The organism is Vibrio sp. 03_296, assembly GCF_002265885.1.
Window position 1 is genome coordinate 81,752 of the sequence record NZ_NPKW01000014.1, and the last position, 20,589, is coordinate 102,340.

A 20,589-nucleotide genomic window follows, 5' to 3' on the forward strand; every position below is an offset into this window, starting at 1 on the left:
ACTAACGATCGAAATAGTGAAAGGGTTGTATATGGCTACTCAGTTTAAGATGGATTCTGTACCGGGGTCATTGGTAGTGGTTGGTGGTACTTATGAGCCTTGGTTGTCCGTTTTGGAGCAGGTGGGCTGGAAGTGCCATCAATGTGCGGATTTACGCAAAGTAGACGCGCTGTTAGAAGATATTGGGCCATGCATCGGCATTGTTGACCTTAGCCATGATGAGTTCAGTCTCAATGGCATCGCTAATCTTGTGAGCACGCACAAGCACGTACGCTGGCTCGCCTTTATTCGTGAACAGCAACTCAGCTCTGACACGATTTGCCAGTTTATCGTTAACTTTTGTATCGACTTTTTCACAGCTCCTATCCCTGATGCGCAACTGCTCAGCACGATAGGCCATCAATTGGGTATGTTAAAGCTTGAGAAGAAGGTTTGGCCGACGTTTGGCAATAATCAAGATATGGGACTTATTGGGGAATCGGTTCCTTTGAAGCGCCTACGCGATCAAATTAAACGCATTGGTCCTACCGATGTGAGCATTCTGATCAACGGAGAGAATGGCTCAGGAAAAGAAACGGTCGCTCGAGCCATTCATAAAATCTCATCGCGTGCGATGAAGCCATTCTTTTCTGTCAAATGCCGTGCAATGAGCGAGCAACGTTTTCAAGCGGATGTTTTTGGCATTGGGGCTGACGCAAATGCGGGGCCTTCAATACTAGAGCAGGCTGATGGTGGTACGGTGTTGTTTAATGACATTCTAACGATTTCCAAAACTCAGCAACTGCACCTTCTTCGTTTCTTACAAGAAGGAACGATAGAAACCTGCGATGGCATGAAGAAGGTCAATGTCCGTATTTTGACGGCGAATGCTTCCGATATTGAAAAAGCACTGATCGATGGGGATTTTAGCGAGGAGCTTTACCACTACATCAATGTGCTACGGATTAATGTGCCAAGTCTCAAAGAGCGTGCCAGTGACATCACCTTGTTGGCTCGTTACTACCTGCAAGAATACTCAAAAGAGTATAACGCGCAGGCAAAAGGCTATTCTGAAGAAGCGCTGAGAGCTTTGATGCGCTATTACTGGCCAGGCAACGTACGCGAGCTGATGAATCAGATTAAGCGTGCTGTCCTGATGTCAGATAGCGTGATCATCGATATGCCGCAATTGGATCTTCCTAAACGTGGTGATAGTAAGCGCAGCTTAAAAAATATCCGTGAGAAAAGTGAGCGCGATGCGCTGTTGCTGGTGCTGGAATCTCATTCGGGTCAGGTCTCTAATGCCGCCAAAGAGTTAGGGGTTTCACGTGCGACGATGTATCGACTACTAAACAAACACAATTTGATTTCCGAACAAACGGTGTAGCGGAATATCCTGTTTAAATCACCCAAAGCTTGAGGCCATTCTATCGAATGGCCTTTTTACATTCAGATAATCATCTAATAACCTCATATTGCCAAGGTGAATATGTTATAGCCAATCAATATGAAACTGACATTTAGTAGGATGTTTTGTAATTGCTGCATTGGAGAAAAAGTGATTGATTAGCAACCGTTTTCGCTTACAATTTAATCGTAACTTTCGAGTTATACCACATCAAAACTTTAGGATTAATAAACCATTGAAGGGGGCTAACATGTTGAAATTGAATGCAAATCAACCCGTTTGTGCTCTTCGCGATGCTCATTCATCTGAGATGAGTGTGGTTATCAGCATCGGCGCTGATACCGCTATCGATGGTTAGTTAATCCGCACCCTCATTGTTATTTAACTGAGCTGCGGAAAATGGCAGCTTAGTTTGTGTCTCTCTCTACGAGTTGATCTACCCGAAAGCACGTCATTTTTCTCAGCAATCATTTTTATTTGGAGAAAAATAATGCGTCACTCTATTTATTTGAAATTAGCCACTATTTTGGTTCAAGCCGATTTAAAACGTGAAGAACGTGAATGGGCGAAACGTGTCCGTCGTAGTAGTTATGAAATTCCTTGGAACAACGCCTTCTTACTAAGAGACATTGGTTTAGATGAAGGTGGTCGAGCGAACCCAAACACCACTCCGGATGAAGTCAAAGTCGCGCGTCGAATCCGTCATATTCGCCGTGTGCTTAGTTCGCGAATACCGACGTAATCGAAAGGGCTGTAACCTTGGTGGTTACAGCCCGCAATGTTATGGGCATGGATTGGAGTAGGTGGTACCAATCTGCTGTATTTTATTTAACACCTCATCTTCTAACTTGACATTGAGACTCTCGATATTGACTTTAAGCTGATCGAGAGTCGTTGCACCAATGATATTACTGGCGACAAATGGGCGTTGATTAACAAAAGCCAGCGCCATTTGCGCGGGATCCAAACCGTAATCTCTGGCGAGTGAAACATACGCGTTGGTTGCTTCTAGCCCTTGTGGGGTAAAGTAGCGCTGAAAACGCTCAAAGAGAGTACAGCGAGCGCCTTTTGGGCGAGCGCCATCGAGGTACTTACCGCTTAACGTGCCAAACGCCATCGGAGAGTAGGCAAGCAGTTGAACGCCTTCGTAGTGGCTAATCTCGGACAAGCCAACTTCAAAGCTGCGATTGAGTAAATTGTATGGATTTTGAATCGAAACAATTCTTGGCAAGTCGTGTTTTTCGGCTAAACGCAGTAAAGTCATTACGCCCCAAGGGGTTTCATTAGACACGCCTATATAACGTACCTTTCCCGCTTTAACGAGTTCATTCAGTGCTTCTAGCGTTTCAATGAGCGTCACTTCTTCTTGCGTATCGGGATAAGGGTAGTTGAGTTGACCAAAGCAGTTGGTTTGACGCTGAGGCCAATGCAATTGATAGAGATCGACATACTCGGTCTGCAGGCGCGTCAGGCTATCATCGATCGCTGTGTGAATATGGCGTCGGTTTAAGCTCATGTTGTCGCGAATATAGGGAACATTGCGAGGGCCAGCTATTTTTGTGGCGATGAGGACTTTTTCGCGTTTGCCACTTTTGCTCAGCCAATTGCCGATAAACTGCTCCGTTAACCCCTGGCTTTGTGCTTTTGGTGGCACCGGATACATTTCTGCAGTATCAATAAAATTAATACCTTGAGCGACCGCATAATCGAGTTGTTCGAAAGCGTCTTGTTGAGAGTTTTGTTCACCAAAGGTCATGGTTCCAAGGCAAAGTTTGCTGATCTCAAGCGTGGAATGGGGCAGCTTAGTGTATTGCATGGCACTTCCTTGTTAATTGGATTTATTGTCGGTTACCTATTGTTCAACATCTTATGCCGACTTAACGCCCAGGAGAAGATGCAATATCATAATTGATAATTTCATCAACTTAAGAAAGCTTCTCTCGCTCTATCAGATTGATCATGGACTACACTTAGAGCCTAATGGACAAATTGCGAAATCGGGTTGAGGTAGGCTATGCAGAAACATCAATTGGATCTTTGGCTACACAGTAAACATCATGATCATTATGTGCCGCCTAAAATGTTCGTAATAGGTTGCTCTGATGCCAATGAGTATCTGTTGGCCATAGAATACAAACATCACCTTGAGCCTATTAAACAAGGGGAGGAGCTGATGCATTTCTCGTCTTTGGATTTAGTGAAAGAAGAATTACTGAAATTGGGTGTGGAGAAAGCGTATCTTCGTTTGCATAACGTTTACGAAGAAGTTGGTAGTGACCGATTGGCTTCTTACTATGACATTGAACTGCAACTTACTCCTCATTGAGTAATGAGTTGAAGGCATTTTGCAAAATCTGAGCGGTAAACTGAGTTCGTAAATAAAATCCCCGCGGCAGTGTTTTAATCGGTTTTCCGTTGATGTTATACGCTTCGGTGAGTGCTTTGCTGTTAGCGGCTTTTGGTCTGAGATGAAGAGCCACGCCATGTCGGGCCGAAATTTGATCAAATTGGCCAAATACGATCATCTCCATCAATTCTTCCCAGTCATTTTTGAGTAGTATTTCTTCCTCGTCATTGGGAGACCAAAGCAGTGGTGTACCGACATGACGCTCTGCCAGTGGGATTTCTCGCTCCCCTTCAACCGGAATCCATAACACACGAGAGAGTTTGTTGCGCACATGACTGGTTTCCCACGTTAATCCATGCACACCCGTCAGTGGTGCTACGCAGACAAACGTCGTTTCAAGCGGTTTGCCGCTATAACTGACGGGAATACTTTTTAACTCAATACCAAGATCGGAAAAATCCTGCTGTGGTTTACTGCCAGCAGGCGCGCCTAAGTGCCACTCAAGCAGTTGCCCCACCCAACCTTTGTCGCGTTTGAGATCCAGAGGAACGTCCATATTCGCCTCTTCTGCCAATTCGGCGAAGCTACAACCTGCAATTTGATTCGCTCGTTGGAGCAGTTCTGCTTCTGTTTGTGGAATGGGTTTCATAACCAAGGCCGTAATAATGGGAAAGCGATATGGTAACAAAGAATCGGATCGAAGCGATACGATCAAGGATCATCATTGCTGGTGCTTTGATCTATTAATAAGTTATCCACAGAATAGAGCGCTCTCTAAGGTAAAAAGTAAAATCATGGATCAATAAACAGTATGTGGTAAGTGATATTTTGCTTGATTTTTGGTGATGTTAGTCAATTTAAAAACTTTGTGTGTGGATAAAATAAGCATTGTATGATCTTTGACCGATCTGTTTGTGGTCAAAAGATCATCAAGGTTTAATTTGCTGGTGGAACTGATTTGTGTTTTTAATTTATTGAATATTAAAAGCTATTTTTTATTTTTGGAAAGGGGACGTGTTTGTCATGGATTGATGATGAATCTGTCATTGACGAAAATAAGTTATTCTTCACAAAGTTATTCACAGAAAAGGTGAATAAATGTGGGCTGTGTCTCAAACTTGTGTTGATAACTGTTTTTGTGCTGAAAAGTTATTCAATTGGGTCTGAAACACGATAAATCTTAGCTATATCACATCAGTAAGTTTGCTACTGTTGGGGATATGTGGAAAAATCACTGTAATAAAAAACTTATCTTAGAGGTTAGCCAGTGATAGATGGCGATGGTTACCGGCTAAATGTTGGTATAGTGATTTGTAATAACCATGGTCAGGTCTTCTGGGCTAAGCGATACGGGCAACACTCTTGGCAATTTCCTCAAGGGGGGATTGATGATGGTGAGACTCCGGAACAAGCAATGTTTCGAGAGTTGTATGAAGAAGTCGGTCTAACGCACAAAGACGTTAAGATCATTGCGAGCAGTCGTCATTGGTTAAGATATAAACTACCAAAGAGACTGGTTCGTTGGGACTCTAAGCCTGTTTGTATCGGCCAAAAGCAGAAATGGTTCCTTTTGCGTCTTGAGTGCGATGAATCCAAGATCAATATGCAAAAAGGTAGCTCTCCTGAATTTGATGGTTGGCGTTGGGTTAGCTATTGGTATCCTGTACGTCAGGTGGTTTCATTTAAGCGAGACGTTTATCGCCGAGCGATGAAGGAATTTGCATCGTTAGCCATGCCTTTTCGCGAACGTAAATTGAAAGGTAAAAAAGTTAAACGAAGAGGATAACCATGCTGAGTCAACTCAGGGATATAGTTGAAAAAGTTTCTCGTGTCGAGGATGTTCACCAAGCATTGAATACATTGGTACGAGAAACTTGTACAGCATTGAGCACAGAGTGTTGCACGATTTATCTGGCGAATGAAGAAAGGCAACGGCTAGAGTTAATGGCAACGCAAGGCCTGACTTTTCATGGCGACAGTATTCACATCCAGTTTGAAGAGGGCTTGGTTGGCTTAGTGAAACGCAGCGCTGAGCCTCTTAACTTAGCCGAAGCCTCGAAGCATCCCGCATTCAAATATTTTCCTCAGTTAGGCGAAGAAACGTATCACTCGTTTTTAGGCGCGCCGATCATCCATCGTAAAAAAGTATTGGGCGTACTGGTTATCCAGCAGAAAACACCACGACTTTTCAGTGAGATGGAAGAATCCTTCCTAGTCACTTTATCCGCTCAGTTAGCCGTTATCATTGCGCATGCACAAAGTCTTGGCCATTGGTCATTGGCATCTAAACCTGCTGCAGTGCAGGGTATTGCCGCTTCAAGTGGGGTCGCAATTGGTGAGTTTTGGTATGACAATTCACAACCGATATTGTCGGAGGTGTGCCCTGCCTCGACACTCGATAAAGAGCGAGAGCAAGAGTGGCTCGCCGTTGCAATTGAAGCTGCGTTGGCGGATTTTCGCCGTATGCGCAAAAAGTTCGACAGTGAAATCAATAAAGATGCGCTCGCCATATTTGATCTCTTCACGCACTTGCTGAACGATCCTATGTTACGCACAGACTTGAAAAAGCACGTGGAGCGAGGAGATCGCGCGGACTGGGCATTGCGTCAAGTGGTCGAAAGTTATTCCAGTCGTTTTGCGCGAATGTCAGATGTTTACCTGAGAGAGCGAGCGCATGACATTCGTGAGTTGGGCCAGCGTTTATTGTTCTTTTTACACAACAGTGAGCAAGAGCAGCCAAGAATTGAGCGACCGGTAATTCTGGTTGCCAATGAACTCACCGCTTCACTTTTGGCGTCAGTACCGAAAAAATACCTGTTGGCCGTGGTCGCATTAGAAGGCGCGGCGAACTCCCACGCTGCGATTTTATCCAGAGCGCTAGGGGTGCCCGCTGTCATGGGAGCGAGCCTGAATCTGGAAGAGGTGCATGGCAAGCAGGGGATCGTCGATGGCTACTCCGGTGAGATTTATATTCAGCCTAATCGCCAGATTTTGCGTGAGTACCGCAGCCTTGTAACGGAAGAGAGTGAATTGTTCGCGATGGTGAACAAGGAGCTTGCGCTGCCTGCGAAAACTCAGGATGACGTCGACGTAGAGGTATTACTCAACGCAGGCTTGAGCGCCGACAGTAATATCGCGATCAACGCTGGTGTGGATGGTGTGGGATTGTATCGCACTGAAATTGCTTTTCTCTTGCAACATCGTTTTCCTTCTGAGGATGAGCAATATCAGCAATATCGCGCTATTTTGAGTAGTTACCCTCAGCAGCGTGTGGTAATGCGCACCTTAGATATTGGCGGTGATAAACCGCTGCCTTACTTGCCTATTGAAGAGGATAACCCCTTTTTAGGCTGGCGTGGGATCCGTTTTACCTTAGATCATCCAGACATCTTTCTTATCCAGTTACGGGCGATGTTACGAGCCAGTGCTGAGTATGGCAATTTGAGCATTCTCTTGCCGATGATTTCTGGTGTCGGAGAGCTTGATGACGCCATTCGTTTGATTCAGCAAGCTTATCATGAGGTCGTGTTGCTTGATGAACGCGTGGTGATGCCACAGATTGGCGTGATGATTGAAGTTCCCTCGATGGTCTATTTGATTCCATCGATTGCTCAGCGCGTGGATTTTGTCTCGGTGGGGACAAACGACTTAACGCAATATTTATTGGCTGTGGATCGGAACAACGCACGGGTTTCTGATGTCTATGAATCGTTGCACCCAGCGGTCTTGCAAGCCCTGCAGCAGATTTACCAGCAGTGTGGACAATACCACTTACCCGTTTGTATTTGTGGCGAGTTAGCGGGAGACCCATTTGGCGCATTACTTCTGCTTGGTTTGGGTTACCGCAGTTTGAGCATGAACACCTCAAACGTCGCGCGGATCAAATATTTGATTCGCCATAGCCAATTGAGCGATTTACAAGCCTTATCTCAACAAGCTTTGTCGCTTTCTTATGGCAAGGATATTCACCAGTTGATGCGGGATTATTTTATTAATCATGATTTTGCCGGTTTTATCCGCGCAGGTAAGAAGTAGGTTGTTGTGACGTTTGAATTATTGAGTGTGTTGTTGGTGCTGGGTGCGTTTGTTGGCGTGATGGCAGGGCTATTAGGCATCGGTGGTGGTTTGATCGTAGTGCCCGCGTTGCTTTACTTATTGCCATGGGCTGGTATTCCCGCTGAATTGAGCATGCATATGGCGTTAGCAACGTCTTTGGCCAGTATTATTGTCACGTCGGGCTCTTCAGCGTTGAATCATCTCAAATTGGGCAACGTGGATATCTTTGTCGTGAAGTGGCTGATGCCGGGCGTGGTGATTGGTGGATTTGTCGGAGCGAATATCGCCGAATGGATCCCAACCCAATATTTGCCGAGAGTCTTTGGGGTTATCGTTTTATTCTTGGCACTGCAGATGTTCCGCTCGATTCGAGTGACGACAACCCGCGCAATGCCAAGCAGCCCAGTCACTATGCTGTATGGTACAGGTATCGGTGTGGTATCGAGTTTAGCAGGGATCGGTGGCGGTTCTTTATCGGTACCGTTTCTTAACCGACACGGCGTTGAAATGCGCAAAGCTGTCGGATCTTCATCGGTATGCGGCTGTGTGATTGCGATAGCGGGGATGACGGGATTCATCCTGCATGGCTACAGTGTCGCGTCATTACCTGATTACAGTGTGGGCTATGTTTATCTACCAGCCCTGCTGGCGATTGCTGGCACCTCAATGCTCACCACTCGAATTGGTGCTCGCTGGGCCACCACGCTTCCAACGGCAAAGCTGAAAAAAATCTTTGCGTTATTTTTAATGTTTGTCGCGCTCAGCATGTTAGTCTAGCCGCGTTATTTCAAAGTTGATGATTAAGAGTACTTCATTATGTCTCAGGGTTACCTGCCTTTTCCTAATATCGACCCCGTCTTTTTCTCGATAGGACCTATCTCTGTTCGTTGGTACGGGTTGATGTATCTATTTGGTTTTTTGTTTGCGATGTGGCTTGCCAACCGCCGAGCAGACAAACCGGGCAGTGGCTGGACGCGTGAACAAGTTTCGGATTTGCTGTTCGCTGGATTTCTTGGCGTTGTGCTTGGTGGTCGTATTGGATACGTGCTGTTCTATAACTTCGATCTCTTCCTCGCCGATCCGATTTATCTGTTTAAAGTCTGGACTGGAGGTATGTCTTTCCATGGCGGCTTGCTGGGTGTCATTACGGCGATGCTCTGGTACGCGAAGAAAAATGGCCGAACCTTCTTCGGAGTGGCAGATTTCGTTGCTCCGTTAGTGCCATTTGGTTTAGGGGTAGGGCGCTTAGGCAATTTTATGAATGGTGAACTTTGGGGCAGAGTAACCGATGTGCCTTGGGCGATGGTGTTCCCAACAGGCGGACCACTACCGCGCCACCCTTCGCAATTGTATGAGATGGCATTAGAAGGTGTGGTGCTGTTCTTTATCCTCAACTGGTTTATCCGCAAACCGAGACCTTTAGGATCCGTATCTGGTTTATTCCTTGCTGGTTATGGTACATTCCGTTTCCTCGTTGAATACGTGCGTGAGCCGGATGCGCAACTAGGTCTGTTTGGTGGTTTCATTTCAATGGGACAGATCTTGTCGTCACCGATGATTATTGGTGGATTGGCACTGATGGCTTGGGCTTATAAACGTGGCCACTATCAAGACAAAGTAACCGTGAAGTAAGGAATTGAAGTGAAACAATATTTAGAATTGTGCCGTCGCATCGTTGATGAAGGGCACTGGGTTGAAAATGAACGCACCGGTAAGCGCTGCCTTACTGTGATAAACGCGGATTTAACCTACGATGTTGCCAACAATCAGTTTCCTTTGGTTACCACGCGTAAGAGTTTCTGGAAGGCGGCGGTGGCTGAGTTGCTTGGCTACATTCGAGGCTATGATAATGCGGAAGATTTTCGCAAGTTAGGCACGAAAACCTGGGATGCGAACGCCAATCTCAATGACGCTTGGTTGAATAACCCATATCGTAAAGGCGAAGATGACATGGGGCGTGTCTACGGCGTGCAAGGTCGTGCTTGGGCAAAACCAGACGGTGGCCATATCGACCAATTGCGTAAAATTGTCGATGACCTGACGCGCGGAGTAGACGATCGCGGTGAGATCCTCAATTTCTATAACCCAGGTGAATTTCATATGGGCTGCTTGCGCCCTTGCATGTACAGCCATCACTTCTCACTGCTGGGTGATACGTTATACCTCAACAGTACACAACGTTCGTGTGACGTGCCTCTGGGGCTGAATTTCAACATGGTTCAAGTGTATGTGTTCTTGGCGATCATGGCGCAGATTACGGGCAAGAAACCAGGCCAAGCGTTTCATAAGATTGTGAATGCACATATTTATGAAGATCAGCTAGCGCTGATGCGTGATGTGCAACTCAAGCGAGAACCGTTACAAGCGCCAACGTTCCACATCAATCCTGAGATCAAATCTTTGGAAGATCTGGAAACTTGGGTCACTTTGGATGATTTCTGGGTAGAGGGGTATGAACATCATGACCCAATCCAGTACCCATTCTCGGTATAACATCACGATGGTTGAAAAGGGCTCCTAGAGCCCTTTTTTGTTACTTGCTGCGTCAGTGCTATTTGAGCGCATTGGCGACAAACTTATAGATAGGATCCGCAGGCGCGGGTTTGGCGATAGCTGGACTAATGAATTTGGGTGGAAGAATAATGTCCTCTTTTATCAGCGATTTAATTGCTGAGAAGTAGCGTATCTCGGTTTTTCCAGCCAACAATACATTGAAGTCATCGCCTAATTGGTCGTAGGCATTGAGTATCTCCCTAAAGCCACGCAAGTAGAGGTAGTCTTTGGTGTAGCCACCGCCACGATAAACTCGAGCTGTGATGGTAAATGCCGTCATGTCTTCCACTTTGTACTGTTCTTTCAACAGCAAAAAAGTGTTTCTAAAATCACGATCTTTGATCATCGACTCTACCGCAATCACACGCAGCGCTAAGGTTCTAAGACGTTTAAGACTAAAGTGCCCAGAGAGGAACTCACATAAAATGGCCAAACCTTCCTGCGTGGTCGTATTTACTGGGCAACCCAAGCTGAGTAACTTCAGTGGTTGCGCCCGGCCATTGAGCGTTGTTAATAGATGAACACCTAACTCGTGATGAGCGAGAGCATGAAGCTCTTTAGTCGTGATACTTGCAGAAGCGTTGATTTTAACTTTAGTGCCAGAGACCAACGCATTAGCAATCATACTGTTGCTGATTTCAATTTCACCAGTGTAACCATGATCTAGACAAAACTGCTGCATGAAGGCTGCAATCTCGTTGCAATCATGACGCTGTGGCGCCTCTTCTTCGATAGGGAGGTGCAGTAAGAAGTTAGCATTGCGAATATCTTTACTGCTTGGTTCACCATAATAGCGTAGGGAGTTGTAGAGAAACTCAGGTTGGCCAATGCTGCACAGTTGATCCAGTTTATCTGCGTACGATTGAATGACTTCGGCATAAAGTTGACGAAGCTGAGGGTGTTCTATTAGTTCAATCGGCAGAGAGTAGAGGTTTCTCTTAGCCTGATGTACATCGAAGGTTTGATTTTTATAAGTAAACACAGGTTCGACAGAGAAACGATTATCGAAAAATCGTTGTCGCTCTTCTTTGTAGTTTTGTGGAGTGACACTACTCAGAATATCAATGTTGTCTACTAACAGCGAAAGCTGCTCATCAATTTTTCCTGTTGCGGCTAGAAGTTGTTGCTTATCTGAATGTTCCATCATTACATCACGGCTGTTTTTTCTTAGTGTGTATCAGACAAAGACTTTTGCCAATGAAAAGTGATGGTTATTGGAAATAAAAAAAGGAGAGCATGAAAGCTCTCCTTAAGTAACTTAGGCAACAGCCAACTATGTTGTTAGCGCCAAAATCGTACCTGGGATAAAGATAAAGACCGCGAGTAGGTAACCTGCTACCACAGCTTTGTTCTTAATCGCCATCTCTGAGATAAACTCAGCGCCTTTGATTGGCAGTTCACGCAGGAACGGAATACCAAAGATAAACAGTGTCGCTAATACGTTAAAGGTTAAGTGAACCAACGCAATTTGCAGAGCAAACACAGCAAACTCACCAGAAACTGCCGTCGCTGCAAGCAGTGCGGTAATACAAGTACCAATGTTTGCACCCAACGTGAATGGGTAAACATCACGTACTTTCAGTACACCAGTACCAACGAGTGGAACCATCAAGCTGGTTGTTGTTGATGAAGACTGAACCAACACCGTTACGATAGAGCCTGACACGATACCGTGGATAGGACCGCGGCCGATTGCGTTCTTCAGGATGTCACGAGCGCGGCCAACCATTAGACTCTTCATCAATTTACCCATCACAGTGATAGCAACGAAGATGGTAGCAATACCCAGTACAATCAGCGCAACACCTGCAAAAGTATCACCAAATGTGCTTAGTGGGCCTTTCACTGCACTTACGACAGGTTTGGTCATTGGCTTGATGAAGTCAAACCCTTTCATGCTCATATCGCCAGTGTTCAATAGTGGAGACACAAGCCAATGAGACACTTTCTCTAGAATGCCGAACATCATTTCCAGAGGAAGGAAGATGGCAACCGCAAGTAGGTTGAAGAAATCGTGAATTGTCGCACTTGCGAAAGCGCGCTTGAATTCTTCTTTACAGCGAACATGGCCAAGAGAAACCAAGGTGTTTGTTACTGTGGTGCCAATGTTTGCACCCATAACCATAGGGATTGCAGTTTCTACTGGTAAGCCACCAGCGACCAAACCGACGATAATCGAGGTCACGGTACTGGAAGATTGAATAAGAGCTGTCGCCACAAGACCAATCATTAGGCCCGCAACAGGGTGTGAGGCAAATTCAAAAAGTACTTTAGCTTGATCGCCAGTAGCCAGTTTAAAACCACTGCCTACCATAGATACTGCTAAAAGTAGCAGGTATAACATGAATGCCAAGTTAGCCCAGCGAAGCCAACGAGTTGTGCTCGAAATTGGCGTTGCTGCCGTAGTAGCTTGGTTCATCATAATTTTCTCCATTGACCGTCTAAATCTCAGTTTGGTCTGTTGTTGAAACTGAGGCCGATAGTAGAGATGAAATATTTCAGTAATATGACAATTCGGTGTCATCTGGATTTTTTCACCGCTGAGCACAAGCTAATTTGTTGAAATAAAAATAGGGCAAACTTAAGCTTTTGATTTTTATTTATTTTTAACCTTTTCTTGGGTGGTTGTTTTTTGTTCCATTAGTGGGTGATATGTCACAAAATATGACAATATGAAATTGATTGGCTCTGTTTTTTTTAATGTTATGGCGTTTTCAATTCGGTTTTTTCGATATAATTGGCGACATCTGTCATATTTGTCATGTTCTCAGGGACGGCAGTGGTTTCTTTTAAGGAAGGGTTATGTCACATCTCAATTATAATCACCTCTACTATTTCTGGATGGTTTGTAAGCAAGGTTCCGTTACTAAAGCGGCAGATGCGCTGTTTCTCACGCCACAAACGGTGACAGGACAGATCAAAGCGCTAGAAGATCGTATGAAAGGCAAGCTCACAAAGCGAAACGGCCGTACCGTTGAACCAACGGAGCTTGGGCAATTGGTATTCAAATACGCTGACCGCATGTTTGGTCTAAGTTACGAAATGCTCGATATCGTCAACTATAGCCAGCATGCCAATATTCTATTTGAAGTCGGTGTTGCTGATGCGTTGTCAAAACGGTTAGTGAGTAAGGTGCTGAAAACCACCGTGCCTCAAGATAAAAAAATCCACTTATGTTGTTACGAATCGACGCACGAATTGCTGCTGGAACGTTTGGCACAACACAAGCTCGACATGATTCTGTCTGATTGTCCTGTCGATTCGACACAAAGTCCCGGCTTATATAGTAAGAAACTGGGTGAGTCGAGCATGAGTTTTTTCTCTTCCACCAAAATAGATAATGCTGAATTTCCAGCAATTTTGGAGCAGAAAAAACTATTGATTCCTGGGAGCCGAACGGCGATGGGACGTAAGGTTTTACAGTGGTTTGATCGCCAAGGGATTCAACCTGATGTATTAGGGGAATTTGATGATGTGGCCTTAATGAAAGCTTTTGCTCGTTACCATGATGATGTCATCTTCCTTGCTCCGACCGTTTATATCTCAGAAATCGAAGAAGATCTGACTTTACAACTCATTGGCCATGTTGACGATCTCAAAGAAGAGTATTACGTGATCTTTGCTGAGCGTATGATTCAACATCCCGCAGTAAAGAATGTGTGTGACGCAGATTTTAGCCAATTGTTTGAATGAAACCGTTCCCTTGAATACCCCAAATAGATTACTATCTACAAAAATATAAACCTAAATTATAAAATTGTTTAACACAACTATCTGCAACAACCGTTGGGACATGTGAGTTGTAGCTAGAGGACCAACACATGAACTTAAAAGATATGGAGCAGAATTCTGCTAAAGCTGTCGTATTACTCAAAGCCATGGCCAATGAAAGACGCCTGCAAATCTTATGCATGCTACACAATCAAGAGCTATCGGTCGGGGAACTTTGTGCCAAGTTGCAATTAAGTCAGTCTGCATTGTCTCAGCATCTGGCATGGTTGCGTCGTGATGGTTTGGTGACCACGCGCAAAGAAGCACAAACGGTTTACTACACTCTGAAAAGTGAAGAAGTAAAAGCAATGATTAAACTGCTGCATAGTCTTTATTGTGAAGAATAATGCCTTTGCGTGCCGTGTAGAAAAGAAAAGCTGGTTTACAAGCCAGCTTTTTTATATGGGTAATTTGATAGCAATAAAAAAACCGGCATAAAGCCGGCTTTTTTCACTGAATCGAGACTCTATTAAAGAGCTTTGATTTGTGCAGCGAAACGAGACTTGTGACGAGCTGCTTTATTCTTGTGAATAAGGCCTTTAGTCGCCATGCGGTCTAGGATCGGTGTAACTACAGCGAATGCAGCAGTTGCAGCTTCTTTATCGCCAGCAGCGATTGCAGCAACAGTTTTTTTCATGTAAGTGCGCATCATTGAACGACGGCTAGCATTGTGCTGACGACGTTTCTCAGCTTGGATAGCGCGCTTCTTAGCAGATTTGTTATTTGCCAAGGGTCTAACTCCCAAAAACTTTAGTTCGGTGACAATTTAAGGGCGAGGAATATCCCTCATTTATGCCCGATTGTCAAATGATTTGTGCAAAAACCCATCGCGACCAAAACAAGTTTTGGTAAGAAAGGGCATCGCGGTTAAGATGGCGGGGATTCTATCAGCATTTTTAGACCAATGCTAATAAATATCCGCGTCTGTCCTAACAAAAGACGGATAAAAGTTAAGCTACGGTGATATTTCGAGGTTACAGTGAGTAAACGACTACTCAAGTCCGGCATGATCGTCAGCGCTATGACGTTGGTTTCTCGTGTTTTAGGCTTAGTGCGCGATGTGGTTGTCGCCAATTTAATGGGCGCAGGTGCCAGTGCCGACGTATTTTTCTTTGCCAACAAAATTCCGAACTTTTTAAGAAGGCTTTTCGCTGAGGGGGCCTTTTCTCAAGCGTTTGTTCCTGTGCTAACGGAATACCACGCCAGTGGCGATCTAAACAAAACACGGGATCTCATCGCTAAAGCATCAGGGACGCTCGGAGTGATCGTTTCCATTGTGACGATTTTAGGGGTGCTTGGTTCTGGCGTTGTCACGGCATTATTTGGCGCGGGATGGTTTATTGACTGGCTACATGGTGGGCCAGCTGCGGAAAAATTTGAGCTTGCCAGCTTTATGCTCAAAATTACGTTTCCCTATCTTTGGTTTATCACCTTTGTTGCTTTGTCTGGAGCGATTCTCAATACCATGGGCAAATTCGCGGTGTCGTCATTTACACCCGTTTTTCTCAACGTGATGATCATTCTCAGTGCATGGTACATATCACCGATCATGGCTCAACCAGAGGTAGGTTTGGCGATAGGGGTGTTTCTGGGTGGTTTAGTACAGTTTCTTTTTCAAATGCCCTTCCTCATTAAAGCGGGGGTTTTAGTCAAACCGAAGTGGGGGTGGCGCGATCCAGGCGTGGTCAAAATCCGTACCTTGATGATCCCCGCTTTATTTGGGGTGTCTGTCAGCCAAATTAACTTATTGTTTGATACCTTTATCGCCAGTTTCCTGCAAACCGGTTCGATTTCATGGCTTTACTATTCTGATCGTTTGCTTGAGTTCCCACTGGGCCTATTTGGTATTGCCATTGCGACGGTGATCCTTCCTGCGCTTTCGCGCAAACATGTGGATGCACACCGCGAGGGTTTTGCCCATACCATGGATTGGGGGGTTCGTATGGTCACCCTACTAGGCATTCCAGCGATGCTCGGTTTGATGGTGTTGGCCAAGCCAATGCTGATGGTGCTGTTTATGCGTGGTGAGTTTACCCCACAAGATGTGCATCAAGCCTCTCTGTCTCTTTTGGCGTACGCTTCTGGGTTGTTGAATTTTATGCTGATTAAGGTACTCGCGCCTGGCTACTATTCTCGTCAAGACACCAAAACACCAGTGAAATATGGCATTGTCGCTATGGTAACCAATATGGTGTTTAACGCGATTTTTGCGTGGTTCTATGGTTATGTTGGTTTGGCTATTGCGACCGCTCTGTCTGCCTTTGTTAACATGGCACTGCTGTACCGAGGTTTGCACATCGCTGGTGTTTATAAAATCTCTCGACGTACGTTTCTATTTATCAGTCGTTTAGTGGTTTCTGGTGCGGTGATGGTGACGGCAATTTTGTGGCAACTTGATGAGATGAGTGTTTGGCTTGAGTGGACCACCGGCCATCGTGCCGCAATGTTGACGATGTTAATTGGCTTGGGTGCTATTGCATACACTGCTTGCGCCTTTTTACTCGGGATTCGGGTAAAAGACCTAAAAGCTGGGACAGAGTAAGGTGGATTGGTATATAATCCGCCAGTTTGACACTGCATAAAACGAAAACAGAGGCATTTCGCTGTATCCAAATGGAACTGATTCGAGGTATACACAATATAAAACCACAGCATCGCGGCTGTGTATTGACCATAGGTAACTTTGATGGTGTGCATTTAGGGCATCAAGAAGTGTTGCGTCAAGTCTCTCTGCGAGCTCGGGAAATGTCGTTACCTTCTGTCGTGATGACATTTGAACCTCAGCCTTTAGAGCTGTTTGCCAAAGAAAAAGCCCCAGCGCGCTTAACGCGTTTACGCGATAAGTTCGTCCAATTAGGTAAGCTTGAGATCGATCGATTGTTGTGCGTCAACTTTAATCGTCATTTCGCTTCCTTAGATGCGGATGCCTTTATTCGCGACTTGTTGGTTGAGCGTTTGGGTGTTAAGTTTCTCGTTGTTGGCGATGACTTTTGTTTTGGTAAAGCAAGACAAGGCAATTTTGCCATGCTGCAAGAAGCGGGCAAAAAATACGGTTTCACAGTCGTGAATACCCAAAGCTTCTGTTTAGCGCAGTTAAGAGTCAGTAGTACCGCCATTCGTGAAGCGCTTGCTCACGATCAGTTAGCGGTTGCCGCTCAAATGTTAGGGCGGGATTATAGCATTAGCGGACGTGTTTCACATGGCCGTAAATTAGGCAGGACGATAGGTTTCCCTACCGCCAATATTCCGCTGAAACGCTGTGTTTCTCCCGTCTCTGGCGTGTATGTCGTTCAAGCGCTAGGCTTGGATAACAAACCGATTGGTGGTGTGGCCAATATTGGCCAAAGACCGACGGTTAACGGTGTTCGTCAGCAGTTAGAGGTACATTTATTCGACTTTCAAGCCAACTTGTATGGCAAACAGTTAGAAGTGGTACTTTTGCATAAACTGCGTGATGAAAAGAAGTTTGAGTCTTTTGACGCACTCAAACAGCAAATTGAATTGGATGCTGAGGCAGCAAGGGTGTGGCTGCGTCAGCTAAAGCGTTGAACGGTTTATTCCACCGAACAACATAATGTCTAACTTTCGCCCAATATAACGGAATTAAGAATCGATGAGTGAGTATAAAGATACCCTGAACTTACCTGAAACAGGGTTTCCGATGCGCGGCGATCTGGCTAAACGTGAGCCAGAAATGCTAAAGCGTTGGTATCAAGAAGACCTTTACGGTGAAATCCGTAAAGCTAAAAAAGGCAAGAAATCATTTGTGTTGCATGATGGTCCTCCATATGCAAACGGTGATATTCACATTGGTCACGCACTAAACAAGATTCTTAAAGACATTATTATTAAATCCAAAACACTTTCAGGTTTTGACGCACCTTACGTTCCAGGTTGGGACTGCCACGGTCTGCCAATTGAATTGATGGTAGAGAAAAAAGTGGGTAAGCCAGGTCAAAAAGTGACTGCTGCTGAGTTCCGTGAAAAATGTCGTGAATACGCAGCGGGCCAAGTAGAAGGTCAAAAAGAGAGCTTTAAACGTCTTGGTATCATGGGTGAGTGGGATAAACCTTACCGCACCATGGACTTCACGACGGAAGCCAACATCATCCGTGCGCTTGGTCAGATTGCTGATAATGGTCACTTATTGAAAGGTTTCAAACCTGTTCACTGGTGTACCGATTGTGGTTCTGCATTGGCAGAAGCAGAAGTTGAGTACAAGAACAAAGTATCTCCTTCTATTGATGTTCGCTTTAAGGCTGCTGACGAAGCGGGACTATTAGCGAAATTCTCTTTGAATGAAGGCCATCAAGGTCAAGGTGACGTTTCAATCGTCATCTGGACAACCACGCCTTGGACACTCCCTGCAAACCGCGCAGTGTGTCTACGTGATGATCTTGAGTACGTGCTTATCCAAGTTGAGGGTGACAACCCTGAGCGTATTATCGTTGCGGCGGAATTGGCGAAAGACGTGATGGATCGTGCGGGTATTGAGCACTTCCATAACCTTGGTTTTGCCAAAGGTGCCGATCTTGAGCTTACTCAGTTCCAACACCCATTCTACGACTTCACTGTTCCGGCGATCCTTGGTGATCACGTGACGACTGATTCAGGTACTGGTGTGGTTCACACTGCGCCTGGCCACGGTCAGGAAGACTTTGCGGTTGGTCAAAAGTATAACCTAGAAGTGGCAAACCCAGTGGGCTCAAACGGTGTTTACCTACCAGACACAGAACTCTTTGCTGGTCAGCACGTATTTAAAGCGAATGACGCTGTAGTAGAAACGCTAAAAGAAAAAGGCGCGCTATTGCATCACCACGCTTACGAGCACAGCTACCCACATTGCTGGCGCCATAAAACGCCGATCATCTTCCGTGCAACGCCTCAATGGTTCGTTTCTATGGACCAAGCAGGCCTACGTGCTAAAGCGCTTGAGTCTATCAAAGGTGTTCAGTGGATGCCTGAGTGGGGTCAAAGCCGTATCGAAGGGATGATTGAAGGTCGTCCTGAATGGTGTATCTCACGTCAACGTACTTGGGGTGTGCCAATTGCCCTTTTCGTTCACAAAGAAACCGCAGAGTTGCATCCAAACACCTCTGAGTTGATTGAAAAAGTCGCTCAAGTGGTGGAGCAAAAAGGCATTCAAGCATGGTGGGATATCGATGCTGCGGAACTACTTGGTGATGACGCTGCTCAATATGAGAAAGTCCTAGACACCCTAGACGTTTGGTTTGACTCCGGCGTAACACACTACGCAGTGGTTGATAAACGTGAAGAGTTTAACGGTGCGGAAGCAGACATGTACCTTGAAGGTTCAGACCAACACCGTGGTTGGTTCCAATCTTCATTGATCTCTTCTATTGCGATGAAAGGCAAAGCGCCTTACAAGCAAGTATTGACGCACGGTTTCGTGGTTGACGGCCATGGTCGTAAAATGTCGAAATCGATCGGTAACGTGGTTGCGCCAAAAGATGTCACCAACAAATTGGGTGCAGATATCCTGCGTCTATGGGTTGCTTCTACAGACTACACGGGTGAAGTTGCGGTTTCTGATGAAATCTTAAAACGTTCAGCCGACGCTTACCGCCGTATTCGTAACACTGCGCGCTTCTTCCTTGCTAACTTGAACGGCTTTAATCCTGAAACGGATATCGTGCCAGTTGAAGAGATGGTCGCGCTTGACCGTTGGGCAGTAGGTCGTGCACTAGCTGCGCAAAATGAAATTGTTAAAGCGTACGATGAGTACAACACGCACGCAGTAACACAGCGCTTGATGCACTTCTGTTCTATCGAGATGGGCTCATTCTATCTTGATGTGATCAAAGACCGTCAGTACACCGCCAAACTGGGTGGTCACGCGCAACGTAGCTGTCAAACCGCGCTGTACTACATTGTAGAAGCCTTGGTTCGTTGGATGGCACCGATTATGTCGTTCACTGCCGACGAAATCTGGAATCAAATGCCAGCTTCTCTTCCTAGTGGAGAAAGCCGTGACAAGTTCGTCTTCACCGGTGAGTGGTTCGATGGTCTGTTTGGTCTAGCTGAAGGCGAAGAACTGAATAACGCATTCTGGTCTGAAATGCAGAAAGTGCGTGGTGCGGTGAACAAACTGCTGGAAGCGGCACGTAGTGATAAAACCATTGGTGGTTCTCTACAAGCAGAATTGACTCTATTTGCTGACGATGCCCTAGCGGCGAAAATCAACAAGTTGGAAGATGAACTGCGCTTTGTTCTGCTCACGTCTGCCGCAACAGTGAAACCACTGAGCGAGAAATCAGAGGCTGCGCAAGCAACCGACATCGAAGGTCTGTTCGTCGAAGTTCGTGCAACGGAAGCTGAGAAGTGTGACCGTTGTTGGCACCACACTCCAGACGTAGGCACCATTGAAGGTCACGAGAAGATTTGTGGCCGTTGTGTGTCGAACGTGGATGGTGAAGGCGAAGCGCGTAAGTTCGCTTAATCGATCCTTTCAATA

General features: G+C 45.6%; 18 protein-coding genes. 13 read left to right on the forward strand and 5 right to left on the reverse strand.

Annotated elements, in window-relative coordinates; all coding sequences use genetic code 11:
- Positions 1–31 precede the first annotated feature (31 nt).
- On the forward strand, positions 32–1,366 hold the full coding sequence (vpsR, locus tag CIK04_RS01285; RefSeq protein ID WP_026050495.1) for a cyclic-di-GMP-binding transcriptional regulator VpsR: 1,335 nt from the start codon (positions 32–34) through the stop codon (positions 1,364–1,366).
- 511 nt (positions 1,367–1,877) lie between these two features.
- Positions 1,878–2,129, forward strand: a complete 252-nt coding sequence (locus CIK04_RS01290) for a hypothetical protein (protein WP_038964042.1) — start codon at positions 1,878–1,880, stop codon at positions 2,127–2,129.
- 39 nt (positions 2,130–2,168) lie between these two features.
- Here CIK04_RS01290 and CIK04_RS01295 read toward each other — a convergent pair whose 3' ends face one another.
- On the reverse strand, positions 2,169–3,203 hold the full coding sequence (locus CIK04_RS01295; RefSeq protein ID WP_097352445.1) for an NADP(H)-dependent aldo-keto reductase: 1,035 nt from the start codon (positions 3,201–3,203) through the stop codon (positions 2,169–2,171).
- Positions 3,204–3,401: 198 nt separating this feature from the next.
- On the opposite strand from CIK04_RS01295, the gene CIK04_RS01300 reads away from it, so the two are divergent.
- Positions 3,402–3,713 carry a hypothetical protein gene (locus tag CIK04_RS01300; RefSeq protein WP_017419727.1) on the forward strand — a complete coding sequence of 104 codons (312 nt, stop codon included), beginning with the start codon at positions 3,402–3,404 and terminating at the stop codon, positions 3,711–3,713.
- On the opposite strand, the gene mutH is transcribed toward CIK04_RS01300, so the two are convergent.
- A complete protein-coding gene (gene mutH, locus CIK04_RS01305) occupies positions 3,700–4,383 on the reverse strand; it encodes a DNA mismatch repair endonuclease MutH (protein WP_013572398.1) in 684 nt (227 codons plus the stop codon). The two genes, CIK04_RS01300 and mutH, sit on opposite strands and share 14 nt — an antisense overlap.
- Before the next feature lie 618 nt (positions 4,384–5,001).
- Between mutH and rppH the strand changes: the two genes are divergently transcribed.
- From rppH to CIK04_RS01330, 5 genes are read left to right on the forward strand one after another with little or no spacing between them, the layout of a single operon-like run.
- The gene (rppH, locus tag CIK04_RS01310) at positions 5,002–5,520 is read left to right on the forward strand and encodes an RNA pyrophosphohydrolase (RefSeq protein ID WP_011078608.1); all 519 of its coding nucleotides are present in this window, start codon (positions 5,002–5,004) and stop codon (positions 5,518–5,520) included.
- Between the two features lie 2 nt (positions 5,521–5,522).
- Positions 5,523–7,769, forward strand: coding sequence for a phosphoenolpyruvate--protein phosphotransferase (gene ptsP, locus CIK04_RS01315; RefSeq protein ID WP_097352446.1), 2,247 nt, complete (start codon positions 5,523–5,525; stop codon positions 7,767–7,769).
- Between the two features lie 6 nt (positions 7,770–7,775).
- Positions 7,776–8,567: a sulfite exporter TauE/SafE family protein gene (locus CIK04_RS01320; RefSeq protein WP_017419724.1), complete on the forward strand. Its 792-nt coding sequence runs from the start codon at positions 7,776–7,778 to the stop codon at positions 8,565–8,567.
- Between the two features lie 39 nt (positions 8,568–8,606).
- Positions 8,607–9,422, forward strand: coding sequence for a prolipoprotein diacylglyceryl transferase (gene lgt, locus CIK04_RS01325; protein WP_011078605.1), 816 nt, complete (start codon positions 8,607–8,609; stop codon positions 9,420–9,422).
- A gap of 9 nt (positions 9,423–9,431) precedes the next feature.
- Entirely contained in the window at positions 9,432–10,283 is an 852-nt protein-coding gene (locus tag CIK04_RS01330) for a thymidylate synthase (protein WP_011078604.1), read from the forward strand.
- 58 nt (positions 10,284–10,341) lie between these two features.
- On the opposite strand, the gene CIK04_RS01335 is transcribed toward CIK04_RS01330, so the two are convergent.
- Together CIK04_RS01335 and CIK04_RS01340 are read right to left on the reverse strand one after the other, a co-directional pair.
- The gene (locus tag CIK04_RS01335) at positions 10,342–11,490 is read right to left on the reverse strand and encodes a flavohemoglobin expression-modulating QEGLA motif protein (protein WP_039540603.1); all 1,149 of its coding nucleotides are present in this window, start codon (positions 11,488–11,490) and stop codon (positions 10,342–10,344) included.
- Between the two features lie 126 nt (positions 11,491–11,616).
- Positions 11,617–12,765 carry a Na/Pi symporter gene (locus CIK04_RS01340; protein ID WP_026050206.1) on the reverse strand — a complete coding sequence of 383 codons (1,149 nt, stop codon included), beginning with the start codon at positions 12,763–12,765 and terminating at the stop codon, positions 11,617–11,619.
- 380 nt (positions 12,766–13,145) lie between these two features.
- On the opposite strand from CIK04_RS01340, the gene nhaR reads away from it, so the two are divergent.
- Together nhaR and CIK04_RS01350 are read left to right on the forward strand one after the other, a co-directional pair.
- The gene (nhaR, locus tag CIK04_RS01345; protein WP_011078601.1) at positions 13,146–14,036 is read left to right on the forward strand and encodes a transcriptional activator NhaR; all 891 of its coding nucleotides are present in this window, start codon (positions 13,146–13,148) and stop codon (positions 14,034–14,036) included.
- Between the two features lie 128 nt (positions 14,037–14,164).
- A complete protein-coding gene (locus CIK04_RS01350) occupies positions 14,165–14,461 on the forward strand; it encodes a metalloregulator ArsR/SmtB family transcription factor (protein WP_011078600.1) in 297 nt (98 codons plus the stop codon).
- Between the two features lie 122 nt (positions 14,462–14,583).
- Here the strand turns inward: CIK04_RS01350 and rpsT are convergent, their stop codons facing one another.
- Positions 14,584–14,844 carry a 30S ribosomal protein S20 gene (gene rpsT, locus CIK04_RS01355; RefSeq protein WP_011078599.1) on the reverse strand — a complete coding sequence of 87 codons (261 nt, stop codon included), beginning with the start codon at positions 14,842–14,844 and terminating at the stop codon, positions 14,584–14,586.
- A 249-nt stretch (positions 14,845–15,093) separates the two neighbouring features.
- Between rpsT and murJ the strand changes: the two genes are divergently transcribed.
- From murJ to ileS, 3 genes are all read left to right on the forward strand, one after another.
- Complete coding sequence (gene murJ / locus CIK04_RS01360) at positions 15,094–16,656, forward strand: murein biosynthesis integral membrane protein MurJ (RefSeq protein ID WP_097352447.1); 1,563 nt, start codon at positions 15,094–15,096, stop codon at positions 16,654–16,656.
- Positions 16,657–16,727: 71 nt separating this feature from the next.
- Entirely contained in the window at positions 16,728–17,663 is a 936-nt protein-coding gene (ribF, locus tag CIK04_RS01365) for a bifunctional riboflavin kinase/FAD synthetase (protein ID WP_011078597.1), read from the forward strand.
- 64 nt (positions 17,664–17,727) lie between these two features.
- Entirely contained in the window at positions 17,728–20,574 is a 2,847-nt protein-coding gene (ileS, locus tag CIK04_RS01370; protein WP_038940310.1) for an isoleucine--tRNA ligase, read from the forward strand.
- Positions 20,575–20,589 lie beyond the last annotated feature (15 nt).